This window comes from Mesorhizobium sp. LSHC412B00, assembly GCF_000503035.1.
Taxonomy (GTDB): domain Bacteria; phylum Pseudomonadota; class Alphaproteobacteria; order Rhizobiales; family Rhizobiaceae; genus Mesorhizobium.
Window position 1 is genome coordinate 256,052 of sequence record NZ_AYWB01000005.1, and the last position, 25,534, is coordinate 281,585.

Genomic DNA, 25,534 nt, shown 5'->3' on the forward strand with positions numbered 1-25,534 from the left:
GGCGGCATGGCGCCGCCCCGCCAATCGCTTTTAGGGGACGGAAAGACCGGGAGGATCGGATGACTGCGGGAACGGCCAGGAGCGGAGCGCCACCGCGCTTCAGCGCGGTGCTTTCGAAGATTTGCGACGGTGCGCTCTATCTCGCGGGCATCGGGATGGTCGCCATGACCGCGCTTGTTGCCTACCAGGTGTTTTCCCGCTTCGTGCTCAACGCGTCACCGAGCTGGACCGAAGTCACCGCCATCATGCTGATGAACTTGTTCATCTTCCTGGGCGCTGCCGTCGGCGTGCGCGAGAATTACCATATGGGCTTCGACGTGCTGCTCTATATCCTGCCCAAGGGCAGCAAATGGGCGCTGCGCACCCTGTCCGACCTGATCGCGTTCGGCTTCGGCTTCGGCATGGTCTGGTACGGCTGCAAGCTGGTCGGGCTGACCTGGCACACTGTCATCCCGGCGCTCGAACTTCCCGGCGGTTTCGACTATCTGCCGCTGGTTGCCGGCGGCTTTCTGATCTGCCTGTTCTCGGCCGAACGCATCGCGCTGCGCTGGTCCGGCGCCGACATCGACAAGGATATCAATCTCGAAGAAGTGCCGGAAATGCCGGCCGTGCAGGAGGCCTAGATGGAACTCTGGATCCTGTTTGGCGTCTTCACGCTTTTGATGTTTGCCGGCACGCCGATCGCCTTTTGCCTGGGTGCGGCGTCCTTCGCCACCGTGCTTTATCTCGGCCTGCCGCCCCTGGTGGTGTTCCAGCAATTGAAGTCGGGCATGTCGGCGTTCTCGCTGATGGCGATCCCGTTCTTCATCTTTGCCGGCGACCTGATGGTGCGCGGCGGCATCGCGCAGCGCATCGTTTCCTTTGCCGGCTCGCTGGTCGGTCATGTCCGCGGTGGGCTCGGTCAGGTCAACATCATCGCCGCGACGTTGTTCGGCGGCATTTCCGGCTCGGCGGTGGCGGAAGCCGCTGCCGTCGGCGGGCTGATGATCCCGCAGATGAAAGCGCGCGGCTACGGAGCCGACTATGCCGTCAACGTCACCTCGATGGCGGCGCTGATCGCGCTGCTTCTGCCGCCGTCGCAGAACATGATCATCTATTCGATCGCCGGCGGCGGCAAGATTTCGATCGCCGACCTGTTCACCGCCGGTATCCTGCCGGGTCTGCTGTTCGCCGCTTCGCTGATGGTCACCGCCTATTTCGTCGCCCGCAGCCGCGGCTACCCGGTCGAGGCTTTTCCCGGCTTCTCGCGTGTCGGCCAGCTGGCGGTCATCGCCATCCCCGGACTTCTGCTCATCGGGATCATCTTCGGCGGCGTTCGCTCGGGCATTTTCACGGCGACGGAAAGCTCCTGCATCGCCATCATCTACGCTTTGCTGGTCACCGTCTTCGTCTACCGGTCGATGGCCTGGGGCGATTTCGTCCATGCCACAAAGGGCGCGGTGCGCACGACCTCAATGGTGCTGCTGATCATCGGCACGGCGGCCTCGTTCAGCTGGCTGATGGCCTATCTCAAAGTGCCGGTGTTGCTGATCGCAGGCATGAACGCCATCTCCACCGATCCGCTGGTGGTGCTGCTTCTGCTCAACGTCTTGATGCTGCTGCTCGGCACCTTCATGGACATGGGGCCGATGATCATCATCTGCACGCCGATCTTCCTGCCGCTGGTCACCCATTACGGCGTCGACCCCGTGCATTTCGGCGTCATCACCATCCTCAATCTCGGCATTGGCCTCAACACGCCACCGGTCGGCACGGTGCAGTTCGTCGCCTGTGCCGTCGGCAAGATTACGGTCTGGGAAGCGATGCGCTCGATCTGGCCGTTCTATGGCGCGGGCATCGTGGTTCTGGGGCTGGTGACCTATATTCCGGCGATTTCGCTCTGGTTGCCGAGCGTGTTCAAATAGGCGTCTTCAAACAGGGGTGCGATATGGCATCGGATAGCGCTGTTGATCTCAGGGTCGAGAGAAAACCCAAACTGTCGGAGACCGTCGTTGCGGCGATCCGCAAGCAGTTGCAGGCGGGCGAGATCCTGCCCGGCCACAAATTGCCGACCGAGGGCCAGCTGACCGAGACCTTCGGCGTCAGCCGCACCGTCATCCGCGAAGCGCTGGCCAAGCTCGCCGCCGACGGGCTGGTCGAGGCGCGCCAGGGCGCAGGCGTGTTCGTCACCGAGCACATCTCAACGATGTTCGGCGCGCTCGCCGCCGACATGGGCAGCAAGGATTCCATCGCGCTCAATGTGCTCGAAGTGCGCCTGGCCGTCGAAATCGAATCGGCCGGGCTCGCCGCCATTCGCCGCAACGCCGCGCAGGAAGCAGCGATCCAGGAAGCGTTCTTCGAATTCGAACGGCTGCTTCTCAACAGCGAGCCGACCGGTCCGGCCGATCTCGCCTTCCACCGGGCAATCGCCAGCGCCACCAACAACCCGTTCTATGTCGAGATGCTCGATGTGCTCGGACGCCGCGCCATTCCCTGCGACGTGACCTCGCCCTGGTCGACGGAACTTGTGCAATCCGACAGCTATCAGCGCGGGCTGCAGCGCGAGCATCTGGTGATCCTGAATGCGATCACCTCGGGCGACGCCGAAGCTGCGCGCGAGGCGATGCGCGCTCATCTCACCGCCAGCCAAGAGCGCTACCGCGAGCGGCTGCACGCCCGCCAGGTCTACTACGCCGACTCGGTCAAGGCGTCGGCAACCAAATAGCCATTCATTCAGCTGGAGCAGCAATGACTCAAAGTCACCCGCATACCGATTTCACCTCGCGTTTCGCCATCGACCCGGTCGCCGCGGCTTCCATGGGCACCGACGAACTGCGGCACAACTTCCATATTGACGACCTGTTCCAGCCGGGACGCGTCAGCCTGACCTATGCCCATTATGACCGCATGATCGTCGGCGGCGCCGTGCCGGAAGGGACAGCGCTGCCGCTGGAAGCGATCAAGCCGACGGGGACCAAGAATTTTCTCGACCGCCGCGAACTGATCATCGTCAATATCGGCGGCGCCGGCTCGGTGACGGCAAATGGCGAGACCCACCAGTTGCAGGCGCGCGACATGCTCTATCTCGGCATGGGCAGCACCGACGTTTCGTTCGCATCGGCCGAAGAGGGCGCACTGGCCAAGTTCTATCTGCTCAGCGCGCCTGCGCATCACACCCATCCCAACCGGCTGATCCGCATTGGCGATGCCAAGCGCCTCGATCTCGGCAGCAAGGAAACCTGCAACGAACGCTCGATCTTCCAGTTCATTCATGCTGATGGCGTCAAGACCTGCCAGCTGGTGGTCGGCATGACGCAGCTGGCGCCGGGCTCGGTGTGGAACACCATGCCTTGCCATGTGCATGACCGGCGCATGGAGGCCTATCTCTATTTCGACCTGCCGGAGACGGCGCGCGTCTTCCATTTCATGGGCGAGCCGGACGAAACGCGGCATCTGGTGATGGCCAACGAGGAGGCGGTGCTGTCGCCGGGCTGGTCGATCCATTCGGGGGCCGGCACCTCGAACTATGCCTTCATCTGGGCGATGGCCGGCGACAATGTCGACTACACCGATGTCGATCCGGTGCCGCTGGGTGAATTGCGTTGAGCGGCCCTTCCTCCTTCAGCCTGGCCGGCAAGCGTATCCTGGTCACCGGCGCGAACACCGGCATCGGCCAAGGCATCGCCGTCTCGATCGCGCGCGCCGGCGGTACGGTGATCGGCGTCGGCCGCTCGGCGATGGACGATACGCAAAAGAGGGTCAGCGAACTGGGCGGGCCATTTGAGGCCGTGCAGTGCGATCTCGCCGATCACGTAGCCGCCAAGGCCATGCTCGACCAGGTGTGGGAAAAGACCGGACCGCTCGACGGCCTGGTCAACAATGCCGGCGTCATCCGCCGCGCCGATGCGGTCGATTTCTCGGAAACCGACTGGGACGACGTCATCGACGTCAATCTGAAGACGCTGTTCTTTTTGAGCCAGGGTTTTGCCAGGCGCGTGCTGGCCGATCCGGGCCGGCGCGGCAAGATCGTCAACATCGCCTCGGTGCTGAGTTTCCAGGGCGGCATTCGTGTCGCCTCCTACACCGCGTCGAAACATGGCGCGCTCGGCGTCACAAGGCTGCTCGCCTGCGAATGGGCGGCGAAAGGCATCAACGTCAATGCGATTGCGCCCGGCTATATCGAAACCAACAACACGCAGGCGCTGCGCGCCGATCCCGACCGCAGCGCCGCCATACTGGCGCGCATCCCGGCCGGCCGTTGGGGCGGGCCGGAAGACATAGGCGACGCCGCCGTCTTCCTGCTGGCGCCGGCGTCCGACTATATGCATGGCGCCGTGGTTCCGGTCGACGGCGGCTGGCTGGCGCGATGAGGAGAGGACAATGACCGAGGCAAAGATCTTCGCGCAGCCCGGCGAGAGCGCCTGGACGCCGACGCCGGACGGCAACAGGCGGCGCGTTCTCCTGCACACCGACGAACTGATGATGGTCGAGTTCGGTTTCGACAAGGGCGGCGTCGGCGCACTGCATTCGCACCCGCATGTCCAGGCCAGCTATGTCGCCGAAGGTCGCTTCGAGGTGACCATCGACGGCCGCACCGCGACCATCGAGACCGGCGGCAGCTTCATCGTGCCGTCCAATCTGGTGCACGGCGTCAAGGCGCTGGAGGCCGGGCGCCTGGTCGACAGCTTTACCCCGCACCGCGCCGATTTCCTGGCCTGAACCTTTTTCGGCAATTCCANGCCTCCTGGGGAGGCGCGGGCTGTTGCCTGTGCGCTCGTGGCGCAGCGGTACTCGAAACATCGCCGCAGGGTTGGACGGTGCCGCAACATGGTGAAGATAGGTTTAACGATGCCAATCAGGTCGATCGCCGGTGGGGTGTTGCTGCTGCTTGTTGTGGTCACGCAGGGGCTGCGCTAATCGTTCTGGCCACGCCGCTGCTTCGGGCGGCCGATCGCAAAAACATCAGTGATGCAGATATCGACGACAAGCGTGCCGACGCACGATCGCAAACGGCGCGTCCTCAAGGACGTGTTCGGCTTCGACGATTTCCGTCCCGGACAGGCCGCGGTGATGGAGGCGCTGCTTGGCGGCCGCCATGTGCTGGCCGTCATGCCAACGGGTGCCGGCAAATCGCTGTGCTACCAGGTTCCGGCGCTGGTCAAGGGTGGGCTGACCATTGTCGTTTCGCCGCTGGTGGCGCTGATGCAGGATCAGGTCGCGGCACTGCGCCTCGCCGGCGTCGCCGCCGATACGATCAATTCCTCGATAGACCGTGATGCCAATGTCGCGGCATGGCGCCGCGTCGCGTCGGGCCAGACGCGGCTGCTCTACCTCGCGCCGGAACGGCTGATGACCGAGCGGATGCTGGATGCGCTTGCCAGGCTCGATGTCAGCCTGATCGCCATCGACGAGGCGCATTGCATTTCGCAGTGGGGGCCGGCGTTCCGGCGCGAATATGATGACCTGTCGCAGCTGCGTGGCATCTTTCCCGACGTACCGATCATTGCGGTGACGGCGACGGCGGACGAGACGACGCGGGCAGACATCGAGAGACGGCTGTTTGGCGGGCGTGTCGAAACGCAGGTGCTTGGCTTCGACCGGCCCAACATCAAGCTTGCCATCGAGCCCAAGCAGGACAGCAAGCGGCAGTTGCTCAACTTCATCGAGCGCCATCAGGGGCGCAGCGGCATCGTCTACTGCCTGTCGCGCAAGAAGACCGAAGAGATGGCGGCGTTTCTCGAAAAGAACGGCGTGACCGCGCTCGCCTATCACGCCGGGATGAGCAAGGAGGCGCGCGATGCGAATCAAAACGCCTTCATGACCCTGTCGGGCGTCGTCATGGTGGCGACCATCGCCTTCGGCATGGGGATCGACAAGCCTGATGTCGCCTATGTCTTCCACACCGATCTGCCCGGCAGCCTGGAAGCCTATTACCAGGAGATCGGCCGTGCCGGTCGTGACGGGCGGGCGGCTGAGGCGCATATGCTTTACGGCCTCGGCGATATCCGCATGCGCCGCATGTTCATCGACGACGAGGACGCCGCTGTCGAACACAAGCGCCGCTCGCATGGCCGGCTCGATACGCTGATCGGCTATTGCGAGACGGCCGAGTGCCGCCGCCAGGTGCTGCTCGGTTATTTCGGTGAAGAGGCGGTCCCTTGCGGCAATTGCGACAATTGCCTGGAACAGGCGCCGCGCGCCGACGGCACCGCCGAGGCGCGCCTCATCCTGGCGGCGGTGGCGCAGAGCGGCGAGCGCTTCGGCGCCGGCCATGTCATCGACATCCTCATCGGCCACGAGACTGAAAAGGTCGCGGCAAGGGGGCATCACAGGCTGGCAGCCTTCGGCAATGGCACCGCGCACAAAAAGGATTTTTGGCAATCTATGATTCGCCAGCTGGTCGCGAACGGTTTCCTGATGCCGGACCCGGCCGGCCATGGCGGGTTGGCCATCGCGGACAAGGGCCACGCACTCGGCCGGGGCGAGGTGCCGTTCCAGTATCGGGTCGAGATGCGCACGCGCGCCGCGCGCCGCGCGGCTCGCGCCGGGCGGAGCCCCCAGAGCGAAAATGTAGATGCGTCGCTGCTCGCGGCGCTCAAGACGCTGCGGCTGCATCTGGCCAAGGAACGCCAGGTGCCGGCCTATGTGGTGTTTTCGGATCGTACACTGATCGACATGGCCGAGCGTCGTCCGCAAGACCTCGACGATTTCGCCGGGGTGAATGGCGTCGGCGCGGCCAAGCTCAAGGAGTTCGGCAAGGTTTTTCTGAGCGCCATTGCCGCGCACTTTTCCGAGGCGTCAGGCTGAGAGGCTTTTGCTGGACCAAAGCCCGATCCGGCATCAGTACGCCTTCAACTTGCCCGCCCGCTTATCCTTTCATTTTGGCGCTACCCTGCCGTAGGGGAATGGCCTTCCAAATTGTATGGAACCGTGACGACAACACACATTCCTGAATCTATGCGGTCGATTCTTCAGATGTAGCCGTGACTATGGATCCCGCTGTTGCGCGCGGGTGGCGGTTTTCTTGGCCTTGGAGACGCTACGTCGGCAGCCGCTATCCGCTGAGCCGAATGGTATGATTCAGACCATCTTTGTTGTTGAAAACCCGCTTTCGACGGGAGTATAGAACTCGACGTTACCATTGCTTTTCGTAGGAGGCTGTGGTGGATAACGTGGGTCCAATCTGCAAAGCATTGCCTTGCGTGGAAGTGGTCGAAGCCGGCGGCGAATGGTCCGTTCGTGTGGCCAAGGAAGACCAGGAAATTACCCGATCATTCGTGATTGAATCGTTTGCGCTGTCCTATGCTGAGGGCCAGCGGATACGCCTGGATCTCGACAAGTTCGTTCGTCTGTAGAGAGGCTAAGCCCGATGAAAGACCGGTGGGAACCTGACCACCAGTTCATTGAAAGCGCCCGCCGTAGCCAGCTCCGAGCGGAGAGCCAACTGGACTCCCTGCAATCGACCATCGCCGAAACGCGACGCGTCCTAGAGGCTTCACGGAAGCTCTTGGAAAAGATTGCCGAGCGGGAACACCATACCCAGCCATAGGGAATGGCCGGTGCAGGTTGGGCATGCTTGTGGGGCTTCACCGCACCGGCCACTGCGGGAAGATATGAGGCCCCCCGCGCCGCCTAAGATATAGGCATATTAGCAATCGCGCAATTAACCCTATTGCGCTACCCAGCCGTAGAGGCAAGGAAATCGGAGAAGTTGGTGCCGGTTAACCGCCAGCACGCGAGCAAGTCATTCTGAAAGCATGAAAAACGCGATTTTGCTCGTGCCAATTGAGCGTCTGAAATCTAGTTCCTGCTGCCGATTGTCCCTAAGTTAACTGGAATACTTATATCCCCGAAGGGTTGCGAATCAGTCGATTGTCAAGCGCATGCCATGGAGCAAGCAAGGGATCGATCTGAGCAGAAGGGCCGCAGCGGTCGAAGCGCGCTGGGAAATCCGAGCGGCTTCGGCAATTGTCCGCTCTGGCTCGCCCGCTACAACTCGACTCGCGCAGTGTGGACGGGATCACCGGCCATGTGGACGAGAACAATCTGGCGATGTCGTTCACCGAGTTTCGTTCGCGCTACAGCCTCTAAGGGCAAGGTGATCAAGGCGATCGGATCGCCGCCTCAGGCGGCTTCGCGTTCGCCCTGCGCAGTCAGGTCCGGCTCCCGGCGGCTGTATTGGCGCGGCGAACAGCCCATGACGCGCTTGAACGCGGTGCTGAAGGCGCTTTCGGATTCGTAGCCGAGTGCCAGGGCGATGACGGACACCGGATCGCCGGAATGCATCAGCCGGTCGCCGGCGAGCATCATGCGCCAGCGCGTCAGATAATCCAGGGGTGAGGCCCCGACCGTCTGCTTGAATCTGAGCGCAAAAGTCGATCGCGACATGCCCGCGCGCTCCGCCAGTTGCTGCAATGTCCAGCCATGCGCCGGGTCCTCGTGCATGGCGCCGATCGCCGCGCCGATCTGCCTGTCGGTAAGTGCGAACAGCCAGCCGACATTGTCTTGCGCGGTCATATGCAGGCGCAAGGCCTCGATCAGGATCATGTGGGCGAGGTGCTCGACGATGAGAAAGCCGCCGGGACGCCGCTGGCGCAATTCCTGCATCATCCGCTCCACCGGCCAGCGAAGCGCCGAATGGTCGCTCTCGGCGCGGATGTGGACGATGGGCGGCAGCATCCGCAAGAGGATGCCGGCATGGTCGCCGGACAGCGTGAAGCGACTGCTGACCAGGAGGAAATCGCCGCCGCCATTATGGACGGTGATGCCGCCGGTCCGCGCCGGTGAAAAGATCGTTCGCGCATCGACCGTCGGCAGGCCGAGATCGCTGGCAAGGCGGAAAGGCCGGCCGCGCGGCAACAGGAAGCACTCGCCCACGTCCAGCCGCACCGCGTCAGGGACGCCCTCGACCGACAGCCAGCATCGGCCGGACACCACGGCGCCGCATTTGATGGCGGCCTGCTGGTCAGGGAACTGGATCGCCCAGTCGCCACCGGTTTCCAGCCCAGCCGACAGGTAATTGCGCGGCTTCAGTAGCGACAGCACGTCTGACAGCGGATCCATGAGCGTTCTCGGACGATTGCGAAGATATCTCGGATTTTACAGTATAGATCGTATGATCGCAACCTTCTATCTCCTTCGGCAACGGGCTGCCTGTACGGCCTTCGCCGAAAACCAAGGAGAAATGATCATGCGTGTGTTCGTTACCGGGGCTACCGGTTTTGTCGGTTCGGCTGTTGTGCGGGAATTGCTCGGGGCGGGCCATCAGGTGCTTGGCCTCGCGCGGTCGGAAGCAGGTGCGGAGTCGATCGTGGCCGCGGGCGCCGAGGCGCATCGCGGCGATATCGAGGATTTCGACAGCCTGCGCAGCGGCGCTGCCCAATCGGATGGCGTCATCCACACGGCCTTCAACCACGACTTTTCGAGATTCGCCGCCAGTTGCGCAGTTGACCAGCGCGCCATCGAAACGCTCGGCGCGGCGCTCGAGGGTTCCGAGCGGCCGCTGCTTGTCACCTCCGGCCTCGCCGGTTTTGCGCAGGGAAGGCCGGCAACCGAAGACGACAAACCCGCGCCTCCATCGGCCGCCATGCCGCGCGCTTCGGAAGCAACGGCCGTGGCGCTCGCAGCGCGCGGGGTGCGCGCATCGACGGTGCGGCTGGCGCCGACCGTCCATGGCGAGGGCGATCACGGTTTCGTGCCGATGCTGATTGCCATTGCGCGTGAAAAGGGCGTCTCGGCCTATGTCGGCGACGGCGCAAATCGCTGGGCGGCGGTGCACCGGTTCGACGCCGCCACCCTGTACAGGCTGGCGGTGGAGAAGGGGACGGGCGGCGTCAGCTATCATGCGGTTGCCGAACAGGGCGTGGCGAGCAAAGAGATCGCCGAGATCATCGGCCGCCGGCTCGGCCTGCCGGTCGTTTCCATAGGTCCCGAGGACGCGGCTGCGCATTTCGGCTTTCTCGGGCATTTCATCGGCAGGGACTTGTCGGCGTCAAGTGAGCAGACCCGCACTGCGCTGGGATGGCAGCCGACCGGGCCGGGGCTCATCGCCGATCTCGATCGTGCCCGCTATTTCGAGGCCTGATCAGGCCGGCCAGTCGCGTTGCATTGCACGACCGACAGCCTGGCGATCAGCGGCAGTGCCAGCAAAACGGCCAGACGCAGCCCGCCGAGCGGGCAGCACCGTCGTGCTGCTGGAACCGCCGCCACATCTGTATGGCGGCAAGCAGAACGAACACGGCGTAGGCCGCCCGCAGCCCGGACGACCTGCTCGCNGGGCAGCACCGTCGTGCTGCTGGACCCGCCGCCACATCTGTATGGCGGCAAGCAGAACGAACACGGCGTAGGCCGCCCGCAGCCCGGACGACCTGCTCGCCCGTCGCCGGAAAGCCGGCGAAGGCATGGCCTCGTCATGGCAGACCTACCTTGTTACGGGGATGCGCGCGCGATTCCCGCGCCTAGTTAGAGATCGCCCTTCCTCACCTTGCCGTAAACGATATTCCGGTTCGAGCCATAGTAGACTTTCGCGTCGAAAGGACTCCCGCCGAGGGCGGCATTGATGATGTCCCACATATCGTCGGCCGAACGTAGGATGAGCGGCCAATCCATGAAAGTCTCCATGTAACCATCCGTCGTTATCTCGTCGCTGAAATTGGCAAACAGGAATTCGCCACCGGGCTTGACGAGTTCCATGGCTCTTTGAAGCAGGCGGACGCCGATGGCACGCGGCAGGTAATCGTAAAGCCCCGATGCGTAGACGAGATCGAATGTGCCAAGGGCGTAGGCGCGGCGTAGGATGCCGCGTACGGAACCCTGGACTGCCTCGACTGCCGTGCCGGCAAAGTCGTGGTTCACCGTGGCTACGCTGACGGGGTCCTGATCCAGGCCGATCCAACGTTGCAGTTTATGCCTGGCCAACGCATCGGAGCGTTCGGCTTCCCTGAGGTGGCCGCAGGCAATCGCCAGCACCTCAGCCTTTTCCACACTGCTGGCCGTCTCGTCCACGGTCCTGGCCAGAATATCCCGCCGCTCGCGCCCCGCCACCGAACTGGCAGCTTCACTGGTGTACGCATAAATTTGCCGACCAAGTAAGGTCGACGAGGCCACGATCTCGTCGGCGATCGGATGCTTGTAGTAAATATCCAGCAGGCCTGCATCGCCTGAATACCCGCGCGGTTTTTCGACCGACCACCGCGTGAACGGGTCTTGGAGCAAATATTCCGCGACCCGATGCTGCTGAGCCAAAGGAACGAGTTTCTGCCAAACCGCGGTAGCAACCTGCCGGCGGAGCTTGTGGAGTCGCCCCGCCAAACGATGGACGACGGGGGCGGCCGGTTTGTTTCGCGCAAAGGCTTGATGAGCAAGGTCCAGTATCAGGGCGAGCTGGGCCGTGCTGTCCCTCAACTCGTCGGAGTCAGCCGCCTCTTCGGAGGTCGCAACATGTTTCTTCATCAGCCTGGTGGTGACCAGGCTGTATTGGTCGAGCTGCAGTTTTGGCTTGATAGGCATGCCGTTTACTCTCCGGTTTACCGCCCCGGTCCCCGGCCAGCAGCATAGGTGCGCCGCCAACCAATGCTAACAATTTTAATAAAATTTTAGTAAAATTTGAATCAACGGAATGGCCATCAATCCTGCAAACTGGCTAAATCCGAACCGCCCGTTTACCCTCGGTTAGCGACATCTGACTTTTCTTGCGGACAGGGACGTCTTCATTCCCCGACCGCAGGCGACGTCGGCTGTTGCATTCGCTACTGCAGATCGCGGAGGAGCGTTGCGATGCAACTGAGCGAGGACGTTGCCCAGAAGGTGGCGGCAGCGATTGGACGTCCGCGGTGGCATTCCGCCGATCCGGAACTCCTGACACTGTTCCTGCAGAAGGATGCCGATGAGAATCGCAGTCTTGTGCGATGGGGTATTGCGGCTGCTGTATTCAGCTATGTGGCCTATGGCCTTTTCGATTGGTTTCTCTTTCCGGATGTCGCCGGCCGGCTTGTTTTGACGCGCGTTACGCTAGGGGTCACTTCCCTGGCGCTTGTCGAATTTGTCGCCCGACGGGGCTTTGCCCTTGCCACCTTGCACCTTGTAGCAGCGCTGGCGATTGTCTCCGGTGCCCTTGGGTGGCTCGTCTCCGCTGTTGGAACAGAGCATCAGGATGCCCTCTCCCATTTCATGGTTTTTGGCACCGTGTTCATCCTGGGTGCGAATCTGTTCTTCAACTTCCGTTTTTGGCTTTCAGCCCTTGCCTCCGCGACGGTCGCCGCAAGCTTTGTGTACGCCGCGATGTTCTCCCTTCAGGCCGACATCGCCGGCCGCATCGTGCTGTCGGCCTATTTCGTGAACTGCCTCGTCTTGTCGCTTTATCTTTCGTGGCGGCTGAGCCTGGAGCGGTACCAGACCTTCCTGCACGCGCTTCGGGCGCAGTTCCAGGAGCAGGCTGCTATCAAGAAGGGGCAGAAGCTAACCGAAATCGCCGACACCGATCCGCTCACGGGAATGAAGAACCGCAGGGCGATCATTCGAGAATTCTCGGAGCTGCGCGAAGACTGGGCCGCGGACGACGACGAGATAGGGCTCATTCTGATCGACGTCGACTACTTCAAAAGGTTCAATGACGGACTTGGTCATCAGGCCGGCGACGATTGCCTGATCAAACTCGCCCATGTCCTCTCCGAGATGGCGGCTGCCAACAACGCCATCGCGGCCCGCTATGGCGGAGAAGAATTCGTCATTCTCTGCAAGGTCACCGGGCGGGCTCACCTTCATGAGATAACGAAGAAATTCTGTCGCGCTGTAGAGGATTTGGATATCTACCACCCTGATCGGGGCGACAAGCTCAACATCGTAACGATCAGTGCCGGGGCGTCGTTGACGCGCGCCGATCAGAGCATAGAGCTTAGAATCCTGCTGCAGGAAGCTGACCGCGCGCTCTACGCGTCCAAGTTTGCCGGTCGGGCTACGTTCACGATTTACGACCCGCATGCCACCAGCCAGGATCGCTCCGGCGAAAATCTTTCAGAACTGCTGAAGGTGGCAGTTTCCAACCAGCTCGTTTCTGTCGCTTACCAGCCAATTCGCGAGCTGGCGTCGGGACGCGTGCTGGGCCACGAGAGTCTGATGCGGGTATGCGACTTCGACGGCACCATGATCAGTCCGTCCGTATTCATACCCGTTGCCGAGCAGACCGGAGCGATCGTGGAACTGGGTACGTGGCTGATCGATCGAGCCTGCGGTGACATGGCGGAATATGGATTGGGCTCGGTCGTGACGGTGAACGTCTCCGTTCTTCAGCTCAAGGCTCCCAACTTTTCACTCCGGATCACCGAGATCCTTGGCAGGCACGGCCTTGCGCCCCAGAAACTGGCCATCGAAATCACCGAAGGCAGTGACATCTTTCTGGAGGCGCAAGCGGTAAGAAACGTGGAGCGGTTGCGAAAACTCGGCGTTCAGATCTGGCTGGACGATTTCGGAACGGGATTTGCCGGCCTGACATGGCTCCGCCGCTTCAAATTCGACGTGGTCAAGATCGATCGCAGCTTCCTCCACGATTGCCAGACCTCTCGCGGCTTGAGCCTTTTGCGGGACATGGTCGGGCTGCTTCGCAATCTCGGCCATGTCGTGCTCGCCGAGGGCGTCGAAACGGAGGAGCAGTACATATTGCTGCAGCGCCTGGGGGTAAATTTGATGCAGGGCTTCCTCACCGGGCATCCAGTCCCGATCGAAGGCGTAAACCAAATGAGGCAAGGCCTTGTTGCCTAGCGGCAGCCCCTTCGCTGAAGCTTCGGAGGGCATCCTGCTTCGTTCCGGTCCCCCTACGCTACTTCGTAGCTTCGGGCGACACTCCTACGCCCAGATGCGGTTCCGGGTGGCCTGCCACCCGAAGCCCGCAGGGCGTAGGGTGGCGGAGAGGGAGGGATTCGAACCCCCGATGGGCTTGCACCCATGCCGCATTTCGAGTGCGGTGCATTCGACCACTCTGCCACCTCTCCGCGGTCATGGTCGGCCGTTGCCGGCGCGGCGCACTAGATAACGGCTGGGCGGGCAGGTTACAAGGCCAAATCCGCGGGGGAATTCAGCTTCCTGTGCGGGCTCTGTCTGGAGGGCTGCGTTGCGGCCACGTCGGCAGATGGGGCCAACCGGTCCTCGACCGGAGAGATCGGGGGCGGCAAGGAGGCGGCGTGGCCAAGGATTCCGCCCGTTTGCCTTGACTCGTACCGAACCTTCGGTTAGGGGAAGCGCGCAATCGGCGTGGAGGGTTCTTCCACGCCGCTTGTTTTTCGAACCCGCAGACTGACAAAAAGACGGCCGAACCGCGTGACGCGGCTCATCGAGGCCGACCGAACAGCGAAAGGCAAAAAATGTTCGCAGTCATTAAAACGGGCGGTAAGCAGTATCGCGTTGCCGCCAACGATCTCCTGAAGATCGAGAAGCTCGAAGCCAATGTCGGCGATATCGTCGAAATCGGCAGCGTCCTCGCCCATGGCGAAGGCGAAAATGTCACCTTCGGCGCCCCGTTCGTCGATGGCGCTCTGGTCACGGCGGAAGTCGTCGAGCAGGGCAAGAACCGCACCGTCATCGCTTTCAAGAAGCGCCGCCGGCAGAATTCGCGCCGCAAGATCGGCCACCGCCAGCTTCTGACCACCGTGCGGATCGCCGAGATCCTGCTGGGTGGCGCCAAGCCTTCCAAGAAGGCCGCAGCCAAGGTGGAAGTCAAGGCTGACGTAGCGCCCGAGGCGAAGGCTGAGGCCGCGCCGAAGGAAGCCAAGGCGAAGAAGGAAGCCAAAGCCGAGGCTGCTCCGAAGGATGAAGCCAAGACGGAGACCGCCGTCGCCGCGCCGCTGTTCAAGGCGCCGAAGGGCGAGCCGGACGATTTGGCCGTGATCAAGGGCATCGGCCCGGTTGCCGCCGGCCAGCTGCACGAGCAGGGCATCACCACCTTCGCCCAGCTTGCCAAGCTGTCGGACAAGGACGTGGCCAAGATCGACGCGCACATGCCCTTCAGCACCGACCAGATCAACGACTGGCGCGAGCAGGCCAAGGAACTGGCGAAGAAGTAAAACGAACCGGCGACAAGGTCGCCGGATCGGACTTGAAACGGAACGCGAACGCGTTCATAAGACCATTCAAGCGCCCCAGGGCGCATCGGAGTTAGTTAGATGGCACACAAGAAAGCTGGCGGCTCGTCGCGCAACGGTCGCGACTCGCATTCCAAGCGTCTGGGCGTGAAGAAGTTCGGCGGCGAAGCCGTCATCCCGGGCAACATCATCATCCGTCAACGCGGCACCACCTGGCATCCCGGCGTCAATGTCGGCATGGGCACGGACCACACCCTTTTTGCGCTCGAGACCGGCGCAGTCACCTTCAACAAAAAAGCCAACGGCCGAACCTACGTATCGGTCAACCCGATTACCAAAGCCGCGGAGTAGCCGGTCCCGCACTATAAAACCGGCGCCCATCTCGGGAACCGGTGTCTGGCCAAACCAGTGAATGGAGCCAGGAAAAGGATCAGGGGAGATGGGTTTTCCATCTCCCCTTTTTTCTTGCCTGGAGGACGTCGAATGGTTGCCGAAGCGGAAGACACCGAAGACGAAAGTTACGCGATAGATTGCCCGGTGCTGGCCACGGAGCGGCTGGTGATGCGCGCTCCCCGCGAAGCCGATATCGGGCAACTGGTCGAGCTTGCCGACAACCGTCATGTCGCCGAGATGCTGGCCCGCATGCCGCACCCCTATGGCGAGGCCGAGGCACGCGCCTTCCTGGCCATGACCCGGTCGCGCCGGGCCGGCATCGCCTACGCCCTGACGCTCGCCGGCACCGACATTTTCGTCGGCTGCGCCGGCCTCAACATGACCGATCGCGGGCTGGAACTCGGCTACTGGATCGGCGAGCCCTATTGGAAGCGCGGCTATGCGACGGAGGCCGCGCACGCGTTGGTCGACCTCGCCTTCCAACGGACGTCGATCCAGGTGCTGCAGGCTTCGACGCGGGTGATCAATCCGGCCTCGCGCCGGGTCATCCACAAATGCGGCTTCCAGTATGCCGGCCAGGGCATGCTGAACTCGATCGTCGCCGGCCAGGTGCCGGTCGAGCGGTACCGGCTGGACAGAAAGACCTGGATCAGCCTGCGCAACTGGGTCCACTTCTGATGGTTTGTTCCGATCAAGCCGATGGCCGATTATAGCAACGATATCGAAGCAGTCACGATTGCGCCGATGACGCCGCGCGATGTCGAGAGTTTTCACCAGGCGCTCGACATCGTTGCGCGTGAGCGGAAGTACCCGTCTTTCCTGGAAGCGCCGCCGCTCGATCAAACCCGAACATTCATAGTGGACCGCATCGGGAGAGGCGACCCAGGGTTCGTGGCGGTTGTTCGTGGCGAGGTTGTCGGTTGGTGCGATATCTCACGGCATGACCGGCAGATACATGCTCATCGCGGCACCCTTGGAATGGGAATTGTGCCGGACTATCGAGGACGTGGTCTGGGACTGCGGCTTATCAATGCCGCCTTGACGGAAGCACGCAACATCGGCTTCGTCCGCATCGAGCTTTCCGTGCATTCCGACAATGCCCGCGCCATCTCCCTCTACTACAAGGTCGGGTTTGTCACCGAGGGTGTGCAGCGTGACGCGGTCAAGATCGACGGCCGATACGTCGATGCGATCATGATGGCGATCGTCGACCGCAAAAACGCCGGCAGATGAACAATCGCCGGTCAGCCCATCTCGACCCAAATCGGGAGATGGTCCGAGCCGACCGCTTCACGGTCGACCCACAGGCGCTTCAGCGATCCGGCGAGCGAGGCCGAGGTGAAGATGTAGTCGATGCGTTTGTGGCGGCTTGTGTCTTCGGGTCGCGTGGGATCGACCCAGGTGACGACGTCTGGTGTGTTCAGGCGCTGGGCGACGTCGACGGCGAGATCGGCGGTCAGCGGCATGCCGAATTCATGGTCCGGGCGGCCGACGAGTTCGACATATTCGGGCGAGCCGGGCAGCATGTTGAAGTCGCCCATGACTATGAAGGCTTCGGGATAGGGCAGGTCCGGCAGGCCGATCTCGGGAATGCCGGAGAGACCGCCGCCCTCGAAGGCATAGTTCAACAGGCGCTGGCGCAGGAACCTGATCTGGCTGGCGCGCTCAACCGGACTGCGATGGTCAAGATGCGTGGAATAGAAGCGGATGAAGCCGAGCGGGGTCTCGACCAGCGCCTCGAGTGCGCCGCGCTGGAAGTTCATCGCCTCAAGGCTGCGGCTGCGCGGCAAAAGCAGATTGCGCGACAGATGGATCGGCGTCTTCGACAGCACCATGTTGCCGAGCTGGAAAGTGGTGGTGATGGCGCGGCCGGCCTCCAGGCGCGAGCCGACATTGACCTCGAAATTGCTGCCGTAGGCGGCAAAATATTCGGGCAGCGCCTCGCCGATCTCGGCGACCATGTCGCGGTTGCCGTTCCTCGGATTGTTGCGGGTCACTTCCTGCAGCGCGATCACGTCGGCGCCGCGAACCGCCTCGGTGATGCGGCCGAGATCGTAGCGGCCATCCAGACCGATACCGTACTGGATGTTGTAGCTCACAACCTTCATTCCCGCGCCCCTCAAGCTCCGTCCGCGAACACTGCTACCGCGTCCCCGACAAAAGGGCATCCGGCGCTTTAGTCGCAAAACGGCCTCGCCCTTGGCCGCGCCTTGGTTTAGAGCAAGGCGCAAGATCTAGAGCAAAGCCGCAAGGCCAACAGAAACTGCGTAGTCCAATGAAATTTCTCGATCAAGCCAAGGTTTATATCCGCTCCGGCGACGGTGGCGCCGGCTCTGTGTCGTTCCGGCGCGAAAAATTCATCGAGTTCGGCGGCCCGGATGGCGGCGACGGCGGCCGCGGCGGCGATGTCTGGCTGGAAGCGGTCAACGGTCTCAACACGCTGATCGACTATCGCTATCAGCAGCATTTCAAGGCCAAGACTGGTGTCCACGGGATGGGCCGCAACATGACCGGCGCCAAGGGCGCCGATGTGACGCTCAAGGTGCCGGCCGGAACCCAGGTGTTTGCCGAGGACAATGAGACGCTGATCTGCGACCTGACCGTGGTCGGCCAGCGCTTCCTGCTGGCCAAGGGCGGCAATGGCGGTTTCGGCAACCAGCATTTCAAGACCTCGACCAACCAGGCGCCTCGCCGCGCCAATCCCGGCCAGCCCGGCGAAGAGATGAATGTCTGGCTGCGGCTGAAGCTGATTGCCGACGCCGGCCTGGTCGGGCTGCCCAATGCAGGCAAGTCGACTTTTCTGGCAACCGTCACCGCGGCCAAGCCGAAGATCGCAGACTACCCCTTCACCACGCTGCATCCCGGCCTCGGCGTTGCCCGCATCGATGCGCGCGAATTCGTCATCGCCGACATTCCGGGCCTCATCGAGGGCGCGCATGAGGGTGTCGGCATCGGCGACCGCTTCCTCGGCCATGTCGAGCGCACGCGTGTACTTCTGCACCTGGTCTCGGCGCAGGAGGAAAACCCGGGCAAAGCCTACAAGACCGTGCGCGCCGAGCTCGACGCCTATGGCAATGGGCTGATCGAGAAGGTCGAAATCGTCGCGCTCAGCCAGGTGGATATCCTCGACGCCGATGAGCGCAAGAAGAAGGTTGCGTCCCTCAAACGCGCTGCCGGCCGCGCGCCGATGCTGCTGTCGGCGGCCACCGGCGAGGGCGTCGAAGCGGTGCTGCGCGCGCTGATGGCAGTTGTCGGCGAAGCGCGCGACAGGGCTGCCGCTCCCGTCGAGACCCGCTGGGACCGATAGCGATGACGGCGCAGTCGCTGACAAAATACCGGCGCATCACGGTCAAGATCGGTTCGGCCTTGCTGGTCGACCGCACCAGCGGCCTGAAGCGCGACTGGCTGGCTTCGCTTGCCGAGGATATTGCGGTGCTGGCCAATGGCGGCGCCGAGATCCTGGTCGTGTCGTCCGGCGCCATTGCGCTCGGCCGCACCATTCTCGGTCTCGGAAAACGGGCGCTGAAGCTCGAGGAGAGCCAGGCGGCGGCCGCCGTCGGGCAAATTGCGCTCGCCGGCGCATGGTCGGATGCGCTGGGCAAGGGTGCGCTGAAATCGGGCCAGATCCTGCTGACGCTCGGCGACACCGAGGAGCGCCGACGCTATCTGAATGCCCGCGCGACGATCTCGACGCTGCTCAAGATGAAGGCGGTGCCGGTCATCAATGAGAACGACACGGTAGCGACCTCCGAAATCCGCTATGGCGACAATGACCGGCTGGCGGCACGCGTGGCGACGATGATGGGCGCCGACCTGCTGGTGCTGCTCTCCGACATTGACGGGCTCTATACGGCGCCGCCGGCGCGCGATCCCGATGCAAAATTCATTCCGGTGGTCGACCGCATCACGCCCGATATCGAGGCGATGGCGGGGGCGGCCGCTTCCGAACTGTCGCGCGGCGGCATGCGCACCAAGCTCGACGCCGGCAAGATCGCCACCGCCGCCGGCACCGCCATGATCATCACCTCGGGCACCAGGCTGTCGCCACTGATGGCGATCGAGCGTGGCGAGCGCGCCACCTTCTTCAGGCCGAGCGCCAATCCGGTGAAAGGCTACAAGAGCTGGATCGCCGGCCAGCTCGAACCGGCCGGGCGGCTCACCGTCGACGCCGGCGCCATCGGTGCGCTGCTGTCCGGCAAATCGCTGCTGCCGGCGGGCGTCAGGCTGGTCAGCGGCAATTTCTCGCGCGGCGACACGGTGGCGATCCTGTCGCCCGAAGGGCGCGAGATCGCGCGCGGGCTGGTTGCCTATGATGCCGCCGATGCCGTAAGGATCGCAGGCCTGAAGACCGCCGAGATCGAAACCGTGCTCGGCTACGAGGCGCGCTCGGCGATGATTCACCGCGACGATCTGGTGGTGAGCGATCCGGGTGACCAGATACGGGCTGCCGGCCAGGTATGGGCCGGGGGCGAGGTAAGCGGAGGATGAGACATGCTGAAGTTGCATGAACAATCCGGGGATGACACCGTCGCGCTGATGGCTGATATCGGCCGCCGCGCCCGCGCGGCCGCCCGACCGTTGGCCATTGCGACCGCCGCCGCCAAGAATGCCGCGCTTCTCGCCATGGCCGACGCGATCATTTCGCGTGAGCAGGACATTCTCGACGCCAACGCCGTCGATGTCTCGAATGGCCACGAATCGGGATTGTCCGGCTCGTTCATGGACCGGCTGAAGCTCGATCCGGCGCGCACCCGTGCCATGGCGGATGGCATCCGTGAAATCGCCGAGCTCAGGGACCCGGTCGGCGATGTGATCGCGGCCTGGGATCGCCCCAACGGCCTGCAGATCGAGCGCGTGCGCACGCCGCTCGGCGTTGTCGGCGTCATTTATGAAAGCCGGCCGAATGTGACGGCGGATGCCGGCGCACTCTGCCTCAAGGCGGGCAATCCGGTGATCCTGCGCGGCGGCTCGGACTCGCTCAATTCATCCGCCGCCATCCATGCCTGCCTGGTCGAGGGCCTGAAGGCCGCTGGTTTGCCTGAGGATGCCATCCAGCTGGTGCCGACCACCGATCGCGCCGCCGTCGGTGAGATGCTGAAAGGGCTTTCCGGCAATCTCGACGTCATCATTCCGCGGGGCGGCAAGAGCCTGGTCGGGCGCGTCCAGAGCGAGGCGCGGGTGCCGGTCTTTGCCCATCTTGAAGGCATCTGCCATCTCTACATCGACCGCTCGGCCGATCTTGACATGGCGGTCAGGATCGCCGTCAACGCCAAGATGCGGCGCACCGGTGTCTGTGGCGCTGCAGAGACTTTGCTGGTCGACCGCATGGTGGCCTCCACGCATCTGGTGCCGATCCTCGACGCGCTACGCGCCGCCGGCTGCGAGATCCATGCCGATCAGGAAGTGATGAAGCTGTTCTTCGACGCCAAGCCGGCGACCGATGCCGACTGGGTGACCGAATATCTCGACGCCGTCATCGCGGTAAAACTGGTCGACGGGATTGCCGGCGCCATCGACCATATCGAGACGTTCTCCTCACACCACACAGAGGCGATCATCGCCGAGGATACCAAAGCGGTCGAGCGGTTCTTCAACGAGATCGACTCGGCGATCCTTTTGCACAATGCCTCGACGCAGTTCGCAGATGGCGGCGAATTCGGCATGGGAGCCGAGATCGGCATCGCCACCGGCAAGATGCATGCGCGCGGTCCGGTCGGCGTCGAACAGCTGACCTCGTTCAAATACCGCGTGCGCGGGTCGGGACAGGTGAGGCCTTGAATCATTCGCGTCAGGGCTTGAGGCATTGAGCCCAGACACCCCCCTCTGTCCTGCCGGACATCTCCCCCGCAAGGGGGGAGATCAGCTTTTTCTTCCGCTTTCGCCAATCACTAACGTTGCAAGAAAAGTGCCTTTGCCGAAGCTGCTGATCTCCCCCCTTGCGGGGGAGATGCCCGGTAGGGCAGAGGGGGGTGCCTAGCACCATGCTGTCGTCCCTTCAGCCCGCCATCCCCTCGCACTACCTCCGTATGCCGCATGCCGAGAAAGGCCTCGCCGTCGGCCTGTTCGGCGGATCGTTCAACCCGCCGCATGCCGGCCATGCGCTGGTGGCGGAAATTGCCTTGCGGCGCCTCGCGCTCGACCAGCTCTGGTGGATGGTCACTCCAGGCAATCCGCTGAAGAGCACGAGGGAATTGGCGCCGCTGAGCGACCGGCTGCTGCAGTCGGAGCAGATCGCCAAGAACCCGAAGATCAAGGTCACCGCCTTCGAGGCGGCGCATCATATTCGCTTCACCGCCGACACGCTGGCGCTGGTCAAGGCACGCAATCCCGGCGTCGACTTCGTCTGGATCATGGGCGCCGACTCACTCCGCGATTTCCACCGTTGGCAGCGCTGGCGCCAGATCGTCATGACCTTCCCGATCGCCGTCATCGACCGCCCGGGCGCGACGCTGTCCTTCCTGTCCTCGGTCGTGGCCAAGACCTTCGACTATGCCCGCGTCGACGAGGGTGACGCGCCCCGGCTCGCCCGCATGAAGGCGCCGGCCTGGACCTTCATCCACGGCCCACGCTCATCGCTGTCATCGAGTGCTATTCGCCAGCAAGCCAAGGGGTAACTCCGTAAGACCAGATCGCCGATGTCGCTTTTACGGCGGCCTTTCGCGATTGGCTGGGCGATGCTGCGCTGGATATGGCCACTTTAGTGAACCAGACCGACATCGACCCCAATCATGGCGCCCCGCCGGCGCCCGTGATCGCCATTGCCAGCGTAATCATGTCGATGGCGCTGATCGCGGTCGGCAACGGGTTGATGTTCGCCTATATCCCGGTCCGGCTTGGCGTCGAGCGCTTCGATCCGACCTGGGCCGGGCTGATCATCACCGGCCTGTCTGCCGGCGGACTTGCCGGCTGTATCCTGACCGGGCCGCTGGTGCGCCGCGTCGGGCACGCCCGCGCCTTCATGGTGCTGTCGGCGCTGATAGCGCTGTCGAATGCTGCCATTGGCGCCGGCACCTACCCGCTGCTGTGGATCGCGGCGCGCGCGCTTTACGGTTTTGCAATATGCGGCCTGTTCATCGTCGCCCAGAGCTGGCTCAACGATGCCGTCGCAAACGCCATTCGCGGCCGGGTGATGGCGGTGTTTTACGTCGCCTATGTCGCCGGACTTGGCGTCGGCTATGCCCTGCTGGCGGCGGTCGACATCGCGACGGCGCAGGCGCCGCTGATCGGCATTGCCTTCACCGCGGTGTCGATCCTGCCGGTCGGCATGACGCGGTTGGCTCAACCGCCGCCACCTCGCGCAGCCTCCGTGGCGCTTGGCCGCGCCTGGCGGATCTCGCCGGTCGGCGTGGCCGGCATGCTGGCCGTCGGCGGCCTGTCGATGGCGATCGCCGGGTTCGCACCGATCCATGCCACGGCCAAGGGCTACAGCCAGGCCGATGTGGCGCTGCTTTTGTCGGCCATGCCCGTCGGCACGCTGATCCTGCAGATCCCGCTCGGCTGGATTTCGGATCGTACCGATCGCCGTTACGTGCTGGCCGGCGCTGCGGCACTGGCCATCGTTGCCGGTATTCTGGCTATCGGCTTTGACGGTGGCGCTCTGGCGGTGCTGGTGGTGATCTATGTGATCTGGGACGGCGCTTCGGAATCGATCTATTCGCTGGCCAGCGCACACGCCGCCGATCGCGCCGGCAAGGACGACATGGTGGCGCTGTCGAGTTCGCTGCTGTTTGCCTGGTCGCTGTCGGGTTTCATCGTGCCAGGTATCGTGACGGCCCTGTCGGCCGTCTATGGAACGCAGGCCTTCATCTATGTGGCGATCATCATCGCCACCGTGTTCTGCCTGTTCGTGCTGTGGCGAGTGGCGACGACGCAGGCCGTTCCCGCCACGGCGACCGGCAGTTTCGCGCCGATGTCGGCGCAGGCGCCATTGCCGGTGGAGCTCGCCTACGCCCCGGAAGATCAGCGCTGAACGGTTTCACAGCTCCTACTGCCTGGTGGCGGCAGTTTCCTGTCGGGCCTCCGGCGGAGGTGCGGGAACCGAAATGGCCTCGGCGTCGAACGCCTGCTTGACGCGTTTGGTGAGATCGATCTGGGTGGCGAAGAAATCCGCCGCCGTGGTCCAGTAGCGCAAGGTGATGGCGACGCTGGCATCGCCCACCGTGGCTACGAAGGCGATCGGCGCCGGCTCTCGCTTGACGCGGCGCTCGCTGCCGGCAACGCCCAGCATGGTTTTCTGCGCCAGGTCGATGTCGTTCCAGGAGCCGATGCTCAGCGTGATATCGCCGCGGCGCACACCATTACGGGTAAAATTGCGCACCGGCTGGTTCCATAGCGTCGAATTGGGCGCCAGCACATAGACGCCGTCTGTCGTGCGGAGCTTGGTGGCGAACAGGCCGATTTCCTCGACGGTGCCGGAAATGGCGCCGACCTCGACATATTCGCCGATGCGGAATGGCCTGAGCGCCAGAAGCATGATGCCTGCGGCGATGTTCTGCAGCGTGCCTTGCAGCGCCAGGCCGATTGCCAGCCCGATNCAGCCCGATGGCGCCGATGGCGGCGATGATCGAGGCCGTCTGAACGCCGAACTGGCCGAGCACCATGATGATGACCAGGATCAGGATGGCGTAGCGCACGATCTTCGAGAAGAAATGGCGCAGCGTCGCGTCGAAACCATGGATATGGCCGAGGCCGGCTGAGATCGATCGTTCTGCGAGCCCAGCGACGAGATAGCCGACGACCAGCAGGATGATGGCGCCGATGGCGGAGAAGGAATAGGAAACGATCAGCGTGCTGAGTTGCGCAAGGCCAGCCTGCACGGTGAGCAGCGTGTTCTGGGGGTCGATTGGCATCAGGAAAATCCGTTTGGGGGTGTGTCGATAACCTCTGCCGCGGCCATGGGTTCCGATTTTTCTCAAGGCTCCGGAACCGGAAGTCGTGCACTGCGTTCGCGCTGGCAGGGCCTCCCGTCTTGAAACTGCAAGGGAACTCTGCCTATCTATAGGGTGTCACCTGATTTCGTGGGTGATTTGGTTGTTCTTGCTGCGAAAGGAAATACACTGAGAACAGCATTGCGGAAGAAGGCTGACATCATGCCTTCGCCGGCCAGGATCAGCGTAGATGACGCCGTGTCCCGTGCCATCAAGACAGTCCTTGCCAGTCTGGAAGACTCCAAGGCCGAAAATATTGTCTCAATCGACATTCAGCGGAAATCGAGCCTCGGCGACTATATGGTCATCGCGTCGGGCCGGTCGCACCGTCATGTCTCGGCTGTCGCCGACCACCTCCTCAAGGCGCTCAAGGATGCCGGTCTCGGCACGGCGCGCGTCGAGGGGCTGTCCGGCGCCGACTGGGTCCTGATCGATTCAGGCGACATCATCGTCCATGTCTTCCGCCCAGAAGTCCGCGAATTCTACAATCTTGAAAAGATGTGGCAGGCGCCGGACCTCGAGGAAGAGACCTTGCACTGAGCTCCGTCTCATGTCGTAACCATCCTGGGTGCGACATGGATTGAAAGCTCGCCGAGGCAGGGATGAAGATAGCAGTTCATGCCGTGGGCCGGATGAAGGCCGGCCCCGAGAGAGAACTCGCCGACCGCTATTTCGAGCGTTTCGCCAAGAGCGGCCCGGCGATCGGGTTTGAATTCTCTGGTGTCGCCGAGATCGCCGAGGGACGAGCCCAGAACGCCGATGAGCGCCGCCGCGAGGAAGGCCAGAAGCTGCAGGCACAGCTGCAGCCGGGCACGGCGCTGTTCCTGCTCGACGAACGCGGCAAAAACCTGTCCTCAGACGATTTCGCCAGCCGTATCGGCCAGCTGCGCGATGGCGGACGCAAGGCGTTGGTCATCGCCATTGGCGGCGCCGACGGGCACGACCAGTCGATTCGCGACCAGGCTGAGCTGATGGTCTCGTTCGGCGCGGCGACCTGGCCGCACCAACTGGTGCGTGTCATGCTGGGCGAGCAGCTCTATCGGGCGGCAACGATTCTTTCGGGACATCCCTACCACCGTTCGTAAATCAGTGGGTCGAGGGTCAATCGTCCGGATTTCCGCCCCAATGCGCGGCTGTTTTGTGCTAGGCTTCGGTTCGATCATG

General features: G+C 63.1%; 24 protein-coding genes, 1 tRNA gene and 1 pseudogene. 21 read left to right on the forward strand and 5 right to left on the reverse strand.

All coding sequences use genetic code 11. The features are described from left to right. Positions 1 to 59 precede the first annotated feature (59 nt). The 8 genes from X757_RS152500 (at position 60) to X757_RS152465 (ending at position 7,334) form a co-directional block, all read left to right on the forward strand. Positions 60 to 623: a TRAP transporter small permease gene (locus tag X757_RS152500; protein ID WP_023726137.1), complete on the forward strand. Its 564-nt coding sequence runs from the start codon at positions 60 to 62 to the stop codon at positions 621 to 623. Next, the gene (locus X757_RS152495; protein WP_023684106.1) at positions 624 to 1,904 is read left to right on the forward strand and encodes a TRAP transporter large permease; all 1,281 of its coding nucleotides are present in this window, start codon (positions 624 to 626) and stop codon (positions 1,902 to 1,904) included. Between the two features lie 23 nt (positions 1,905 to 1,927). After that, on the forward strand, positions 1,928 to 2,704 hold the full coding sequence (locus tag X757_RS152490; RefSeq protein ID WP_023700229.1) for a FadR/GntR family transcriptional regulator: 777 nt from the start codon (positions 1,928 to 1,930) through the stop codon (positions 2,702 to 2,704). Between the two features lie 23 nt (positions 2,705 to 2,727). After that, entirely contained in the window at positions 2,728 to 3,585 is an 858-nt protein-coding gene (gene kduI / locus X757_RS152485) for a 5-dehydro-4-deoxy-D-glucuronate isomerase (RefSeq protein ID WP_023668681.1), read from the forward strand. Next, a complete protein-coding gene (kduD, locus tag X757_RS152480; RefSeq protein ID WP_023700230.1) occupies positions 3,582 to 4,349 on the forward strand; it encodes a 2-dehydro-3-deoxy-D-gluconate 5-dehydrogenase KduD in 768 nt (255 codons plus the stop codon). Before kduI ends, kduD begins: the two co-directional genes overlap by 4 nt. A gap of 10 nt (positions 4,350 to 4,359) precedes the next feature. After that, positions 4,360 to 4,698 (forward strand): cupin domain-containing protein, encoded by a 339-nt coding sequence (locus tag X757_RS152475; protein WP_023700231.1) that lies wholly within the window; start codon positions 4,360 to 4,362, stop codon positions 4,696 to 4,698. A gap of 249 nt (positions 4,699 to 4,947) precedes the next feature. Further along, on the forward strand, positions 4,948 to 6,786 hold the full coding sequence (gene recQ / locus X757_RS152470) for a DNA helicase RecQ (RefSeq protein ID WP_023726138.1): 1,839 nt from the start codon (positions 4,948 to 4,950) through the stop codon (positions 6,784 to 6,786). Positions 6,787 to 7,142: 356 nt separating this feature from the next. Beyond that, positions 7,143 to 7,334, forward strand: coding sequence for a hypothetical protein (locus tag X757_RS152465; protein WP_245274218.1), 192 nt, complete (start codon positions 7,143 to 7,145; stop codon positions 7,332 to 7,334). 769 nt (positions 7,335 to 8,103) lie between these two features. Here X757_RS152465 and X757_RS152455 read toward each other — a convergent pair. Continuing rightward, positions 8,104 to 9,042, reverse strand: coding sequence for an AraC family transcriptional regulator (locus X757_RS152455; RefSeq protein ID WP_023726140.1), 939 nt, complete (start codon positions 9,040 to 9,042; stop codon positions 8,104 to 8,106). Between the two features lie 127 nt (positions 9,043 to 9,169). Here X757_RS152455 and X757_RS152450 point away from each other — a divergent pair, with 127 nt between their 5' ends. After that, positions 9,170 to 10,063 carry an SDR family oxidoreductase gene (locus X757_RS152450; RefSeq protein ID WP_023726141.1) on the forward strand — a complete coding sequence of 298 codons (894 nt, stop codon included), beginning with the start codon at positions 9,170 to 9,172 and terminating at the stop codon, positions 10,061 to 10,063. A 377-nt stretch (positions 10,064 to 10,440) separates the two neighbouring features. Here the strand turns inward: X757_RS152450 and X757_RS152445 are convergent, their stop codons facing one another. Beyond that, positions 10,441 to 11,487: a class I SAM-dependent methyltransferase gene (locus X757_RS152445; protein WP_023684116.1), complete on the reverse strand. Its 1,047-nt coding sequence runs from the start codon at positions 11,485 to 11,487 to the stop codon at positions 10,441 to 10,443. 267 nt (positions 11,488 to 11,754) lie between these two features. Between X757_RS152445 and X757_RS152440 the strand changes: the two genes are divergently transcribed. Further along, positions 11,755 to 13,734 carry a bifunctional diguanylate cyclase/phosphodiesterase gene (locus X757_RS152440; protein WP_023726142.1) on the forward strand — a complete coding sequence of 660 codons (1,980 nt, stop codon included), beginning with the start codon at positions 11,755 to 11,757 and terminating at the stop codon, positions 13,732 to 13,734. 140 nt (positions 13,735 to 13,874) lie between these two features. On the opposite strand, the gene X757_RS152435 is transcribed toward X757_RS152440, so the two are convergent. Continuing rightward, a tRNA-Ser gene (locus X757_RS152435) sits at positions 13,875 to 13,964 on the reverse strand. A gap of 369 nt (positions 13,965 to 14,333) precedes the next feature. Between X757_RS152435 and X757_RS152430 the strand changes: the two genes are divergently transcribed. The 4 genes from X757_RS152430 to X757_RS152415 all read left to right on the forward strand — a co-directional run bounded on the left by X757_RS152430 (position 14,334) and on the right by X757_RS152415 (position 16,676). Beyond that, the gene (locus tag X757_RS152430; protein WP_023726143.1) at positions 14,334 to 15,032 is read left to right on the forward strand and encodes a 50S ribosomal protein L21; all 699 of its coding nucleotides are present in this window, start codon (positions 14,334 to 14,336) and stop codon (positions 15,030 to 15,032) included. A gap of 99 nt (positions 15,033 to 15,131) precedes the next feature. Then, positions 15,132 to 15,401, forward strand: a complete 270-nt coding sequence (gene rpmA / locus X757_RS152425; RefSeq protein WP_015315190.1) for a 50S ribosomal protein L27 — start codon at positions 15,132 to 15,134, stop codon at positions 15,399 to 15,401. A 132-nt stretch (positions 15,402 to 15,533) separates the two neighbouring features. Further along, a complete protein-coding gene (locus X757_RS152420) occupies positions 15,534 to 16,121 on the forward strand; it encodes a GNAT family N-acetyltransferase (RefSeq protein ID WP_023726144.1) in 588 nt (195 codons plus the stop codon). A gap of 21 nt (positions 16,122 to 16,142) precedes the next feature. Beyond that, entirely contained in the window at positions 16,143 to 16,676 is a 534-nt protein-coding gene (locus tag X757_RS152415; protein ID WP_023726145.1) for a GNAT family N-acetyltransferase, read from the forward strand. 11 nt (positions 16,677 to 16,687) lie between these two features. Here the strand turns inward: X757_RS152415 and X757_RS152410 are convergent, their stop codons facing one another. Next, a complete protein-coding gene (locus X757_RS152410) occupies positions 16,688 to 17,551 on the reverse strand; it encodes an endonuclease/exonuclease/phosphatase family protein (protein ID WP_023700238.1) in 864 nt (287 codons plus the stop codon). 167 nt (positions 17,552 to 17,718) lie between these two features. On the opposite strand from X757_RS152410, the gene obgE reads away from it, so the two are divergent. From obgE to X757_RS152385, 5 genes are all read left to right on the forward strand, one after another. Further along, complete coding sequence (obgE, locus tag X757_RS152405) at positions 17,719 to 18,750, forward strand: GTPase ObgE (RefSeq protein WP_023668691.1); 1,032 nt, start codon at positions 17,719 to 17,721, stop codon at positions 18,748 to 18,750. A gap of 2 nt (positions 18,751 to 18,752) precedes the next feature. Continuing rightward, positions 18,753 to 19,931 carry a glutamate 5-kinase gene (proB, locus tag X757_RS152400; protein ID WP_023726146.1) on the forward strand — a complete coding sequence of 393 codons (1,179 nt, stop codon included), beginning with the start codon at positions 18,753 to 18,755 and terminating at the stop codon, positions 19,929 to 19,931. Positions 19,932 to 19,934: 3 nt separating this feature from the next. After that, complete coding sequence (locus X757_RS152395) at positions 19,935 to 21,221, forward strand: glutamate-5-semialdehyde dehydrogenase (protein ID WP_023726147.1); 1,287 nt, start codon at positions 19,935 to 19,937, stop codon at positions 21,219 to 21,221. A 203-nt stretch (positions 21,222 to 21,424) separates the two neighbouring features. After that, entirely contained in the window at positions 21,425 to 22,057 is a 633-nt protein-coding gene (locus tag X757_RS152390; protein WP_023726148.1) for a nicotinate-nucleotide adenylyltransferase, read from the forward strand. Between the two features lie 74 nt (positions 22,058 to 22,131). Continuing rightward, positions 22,132 to 23,412: an MFS transporter gene (locus tag X757_RS152385; protein WP_023726149.1), complete on the forward strand. Its 1,281-nt coding sequence runs from the start codon at positions 22,132 to 22,134 to the stop codon at positions 23,410 to 23,412. A gap of 15 nt (positions 23,413 to 23,427) precedes the next feature. Here the strand turns inward: X757_RS152385 and X757_RS1000000169685 are convergent. Further along, positions 23,428 to 24,292: pseudogene (locus X757_RS1000000169685) on the reverse strand (mechanosensitive ion channel family protein). A 240-nt stretch (positions 24,293 to 24,532) separates the two neighbouring features. On the opposite strand from X757_RS1000000169685, the gene rsfS reads away from it, so the two are divergent. Then, the gene (gene rsfS, locus X757_RS152380; protein ID WP_023668698.1) at positions 24,533 to 24,910 is read left to right on the forward strand and encodes a ribosome silencing factor; all 378 of its coding nucleotides are present in this window, start codon (positions 24,533 to 24,535) and stop codon (positions 24,908 to 24,910) included. 62 nt (positions 24,911 to 24,972) lie between these two features. Next, complete coding sequence (rlmH, locus tag X757_RS152375; protein WP_023726150.1) at positions 24,973 to 25,455, forward strand: 23S rRNA (pseudouridine(1915)-N(3))-methyltransferase RlmH; 483 nt, start codon at positions 24,973 to 24,975, stop codon at positions 25,453 to 25,455. Positions 25,456 to 25,534: the final 79 nt, after the last annotated feature.

Excerpts from the sequence above, each read along its gene's own strand:
- X757_RS152500 (WP_023726137.1), top strand. The coding sequence starts at position 60 with ATGACTGCGGGAACGGCCAGGAGCGGAGCGCCACCGCGCTTCAGCGCG.
- X757_RS152495 (WP_023684106.1), top strand. The coding sequence starts at position 624 with ATGGAACTCTGGATCCTGTTTGGCGTCTTCACGCTTTTGATGTTTGCC.
- X757_RS152490 (WP_023700229.1), top strand. The coding sequence starts at position 1,928 with ATGGCATCGGATAGCGCTGTTGATCTCAGGGTCGAGAGAAAACCCAAA.
- kduI (WP_023668681.1), top strand. The coding sequence starts at position 2,728 with ATGACTCAAAGTCACCCGCATACCGATTTCACCTCGCGTTTCGCCATC.
- X757_RS152475 (WP_023700231.1), top strand. The coding sequence starts at position 4,360 with ATGACCGAGGCAAAGATCTTCGCGCAGCCCGGCGAGAGCGCCTGGACG.
- recQ (WP_023726138.1), top strand. The coding sequence starts at position 4,948 with ATGCAGATATCGACGACAAGCGTGCCGACGCACGATCGCAAACGGCGC.
- X757_RS152455 (WP_023726140.1), bottom strand. The coding sequence starts at position 9,042 with ATGGATCCGCTGTCAGACGTGCTGTCGCTACTGAAGCCGCGCAATTAC.
- X757_RS152450 (WP_023726141.1), top strand. The coding sequence starts at position 9,170 with ATGCGTGTGTTCGTTACCGGGGCTACCGGTTTTGTCGGTTCGGCTGTT.
- X757_RS152445 (WP_023684116.1), bottom strand. The coding sequence starts at position 11,487 with ATGCCTATCAAGCCAAAACTGCAGCTCGACCAATACAGCCTGGTCACC.
- X757_RS152440 (WP_023726142.1), top strand. The coding sequence starts at position 11,755 with ATGCAACTGAGCGAGGACGTTGCCCAGAAGGTGGCGGCAGCGATTGGA.
- X757_RS152430 (WP_023726143.1), top strand. The coding sequence starts at position 14,334 with ATGTTCGCAGTCATTAAAACGGGCGGTAAGCAGTATCGCGTTGCCGCC.
- rpmA (WP_015315190.1), top strand. The coding sequence starts at position 15,132 with ATGGCACACAAGAAAGCTGGCGGCTCGTCGCGCAACGGTCGCGACTCG.
- X757_RS152420 (WP_023726144.1), top strand. The coding sequence starts at position 15,534 with ATGGTTGCCGAAGCGGAAGACACCGAAGACGAAAGTTACGCGATAGAT.
- X757_RS152415 (WP_023726145.1), top strand. The coding sequence starts at position 16,143 with ATGGCCGATTATAGCAACGATATCGAAGCAGTCACGATTGCGCCGATG.
- X757_RS152410 (WP_023700238.1), bottom strand. The coding sequence starts at position 17,551 with ATGAAGGTTGTGAGCTACAACATCCAGTACGGTATCGGTCTGGATGGC.
- obgE (WP_023668691.1), top strand. The coding sequence starts at position 17,719 with ATGAAATTTCTCGATCAAGCCAAGGTTTATATCCGCTCCGGCGACGGT.
- proB (WP_023726146.1), top strand. The coding sequence starts at position 18,753 with ATGACGGCGCAGTCGCTGACAAAATACCGGCGCATCACGGTCAAGATC.
- X757_RS152395 (WP_023726147.1), top strand. The coding sequence starts at position 19,935 with ATGCTGAAGTTGCATGAACAATCCGGGGATGACACCGTCGCGCTGATG.
- X757_RS152390 (WP_023726148.1), top strand. The coding sequence starts at position 21,425 with ATGCTGTCGTCCCTTCAGCCCGCCATCCCCTCGCACTACCTCCGTATG.
- X757_RS152385 (WP_023726149.1), top strand. The coding sequence starts at position 22,132 with ATGGCCACTTTAGTGAACCAGACCGACATCGACCCCAATCATGGCGCC.
- rsfS (WP_023668698.1), top strand. The coding sequence starts at position 24,533 with ATGCCTTCGCCGGCCAGGATCAGCGTAGATGACGCCGTGTCCCGTGCC.
- rlmH (WP_023726150.1), top strand. The coding sequence starts at position 24,973 with ATGAAGATAGCAGTTCATGCCGTGGGCCGGATGAAGGCCGGCCCCGAG.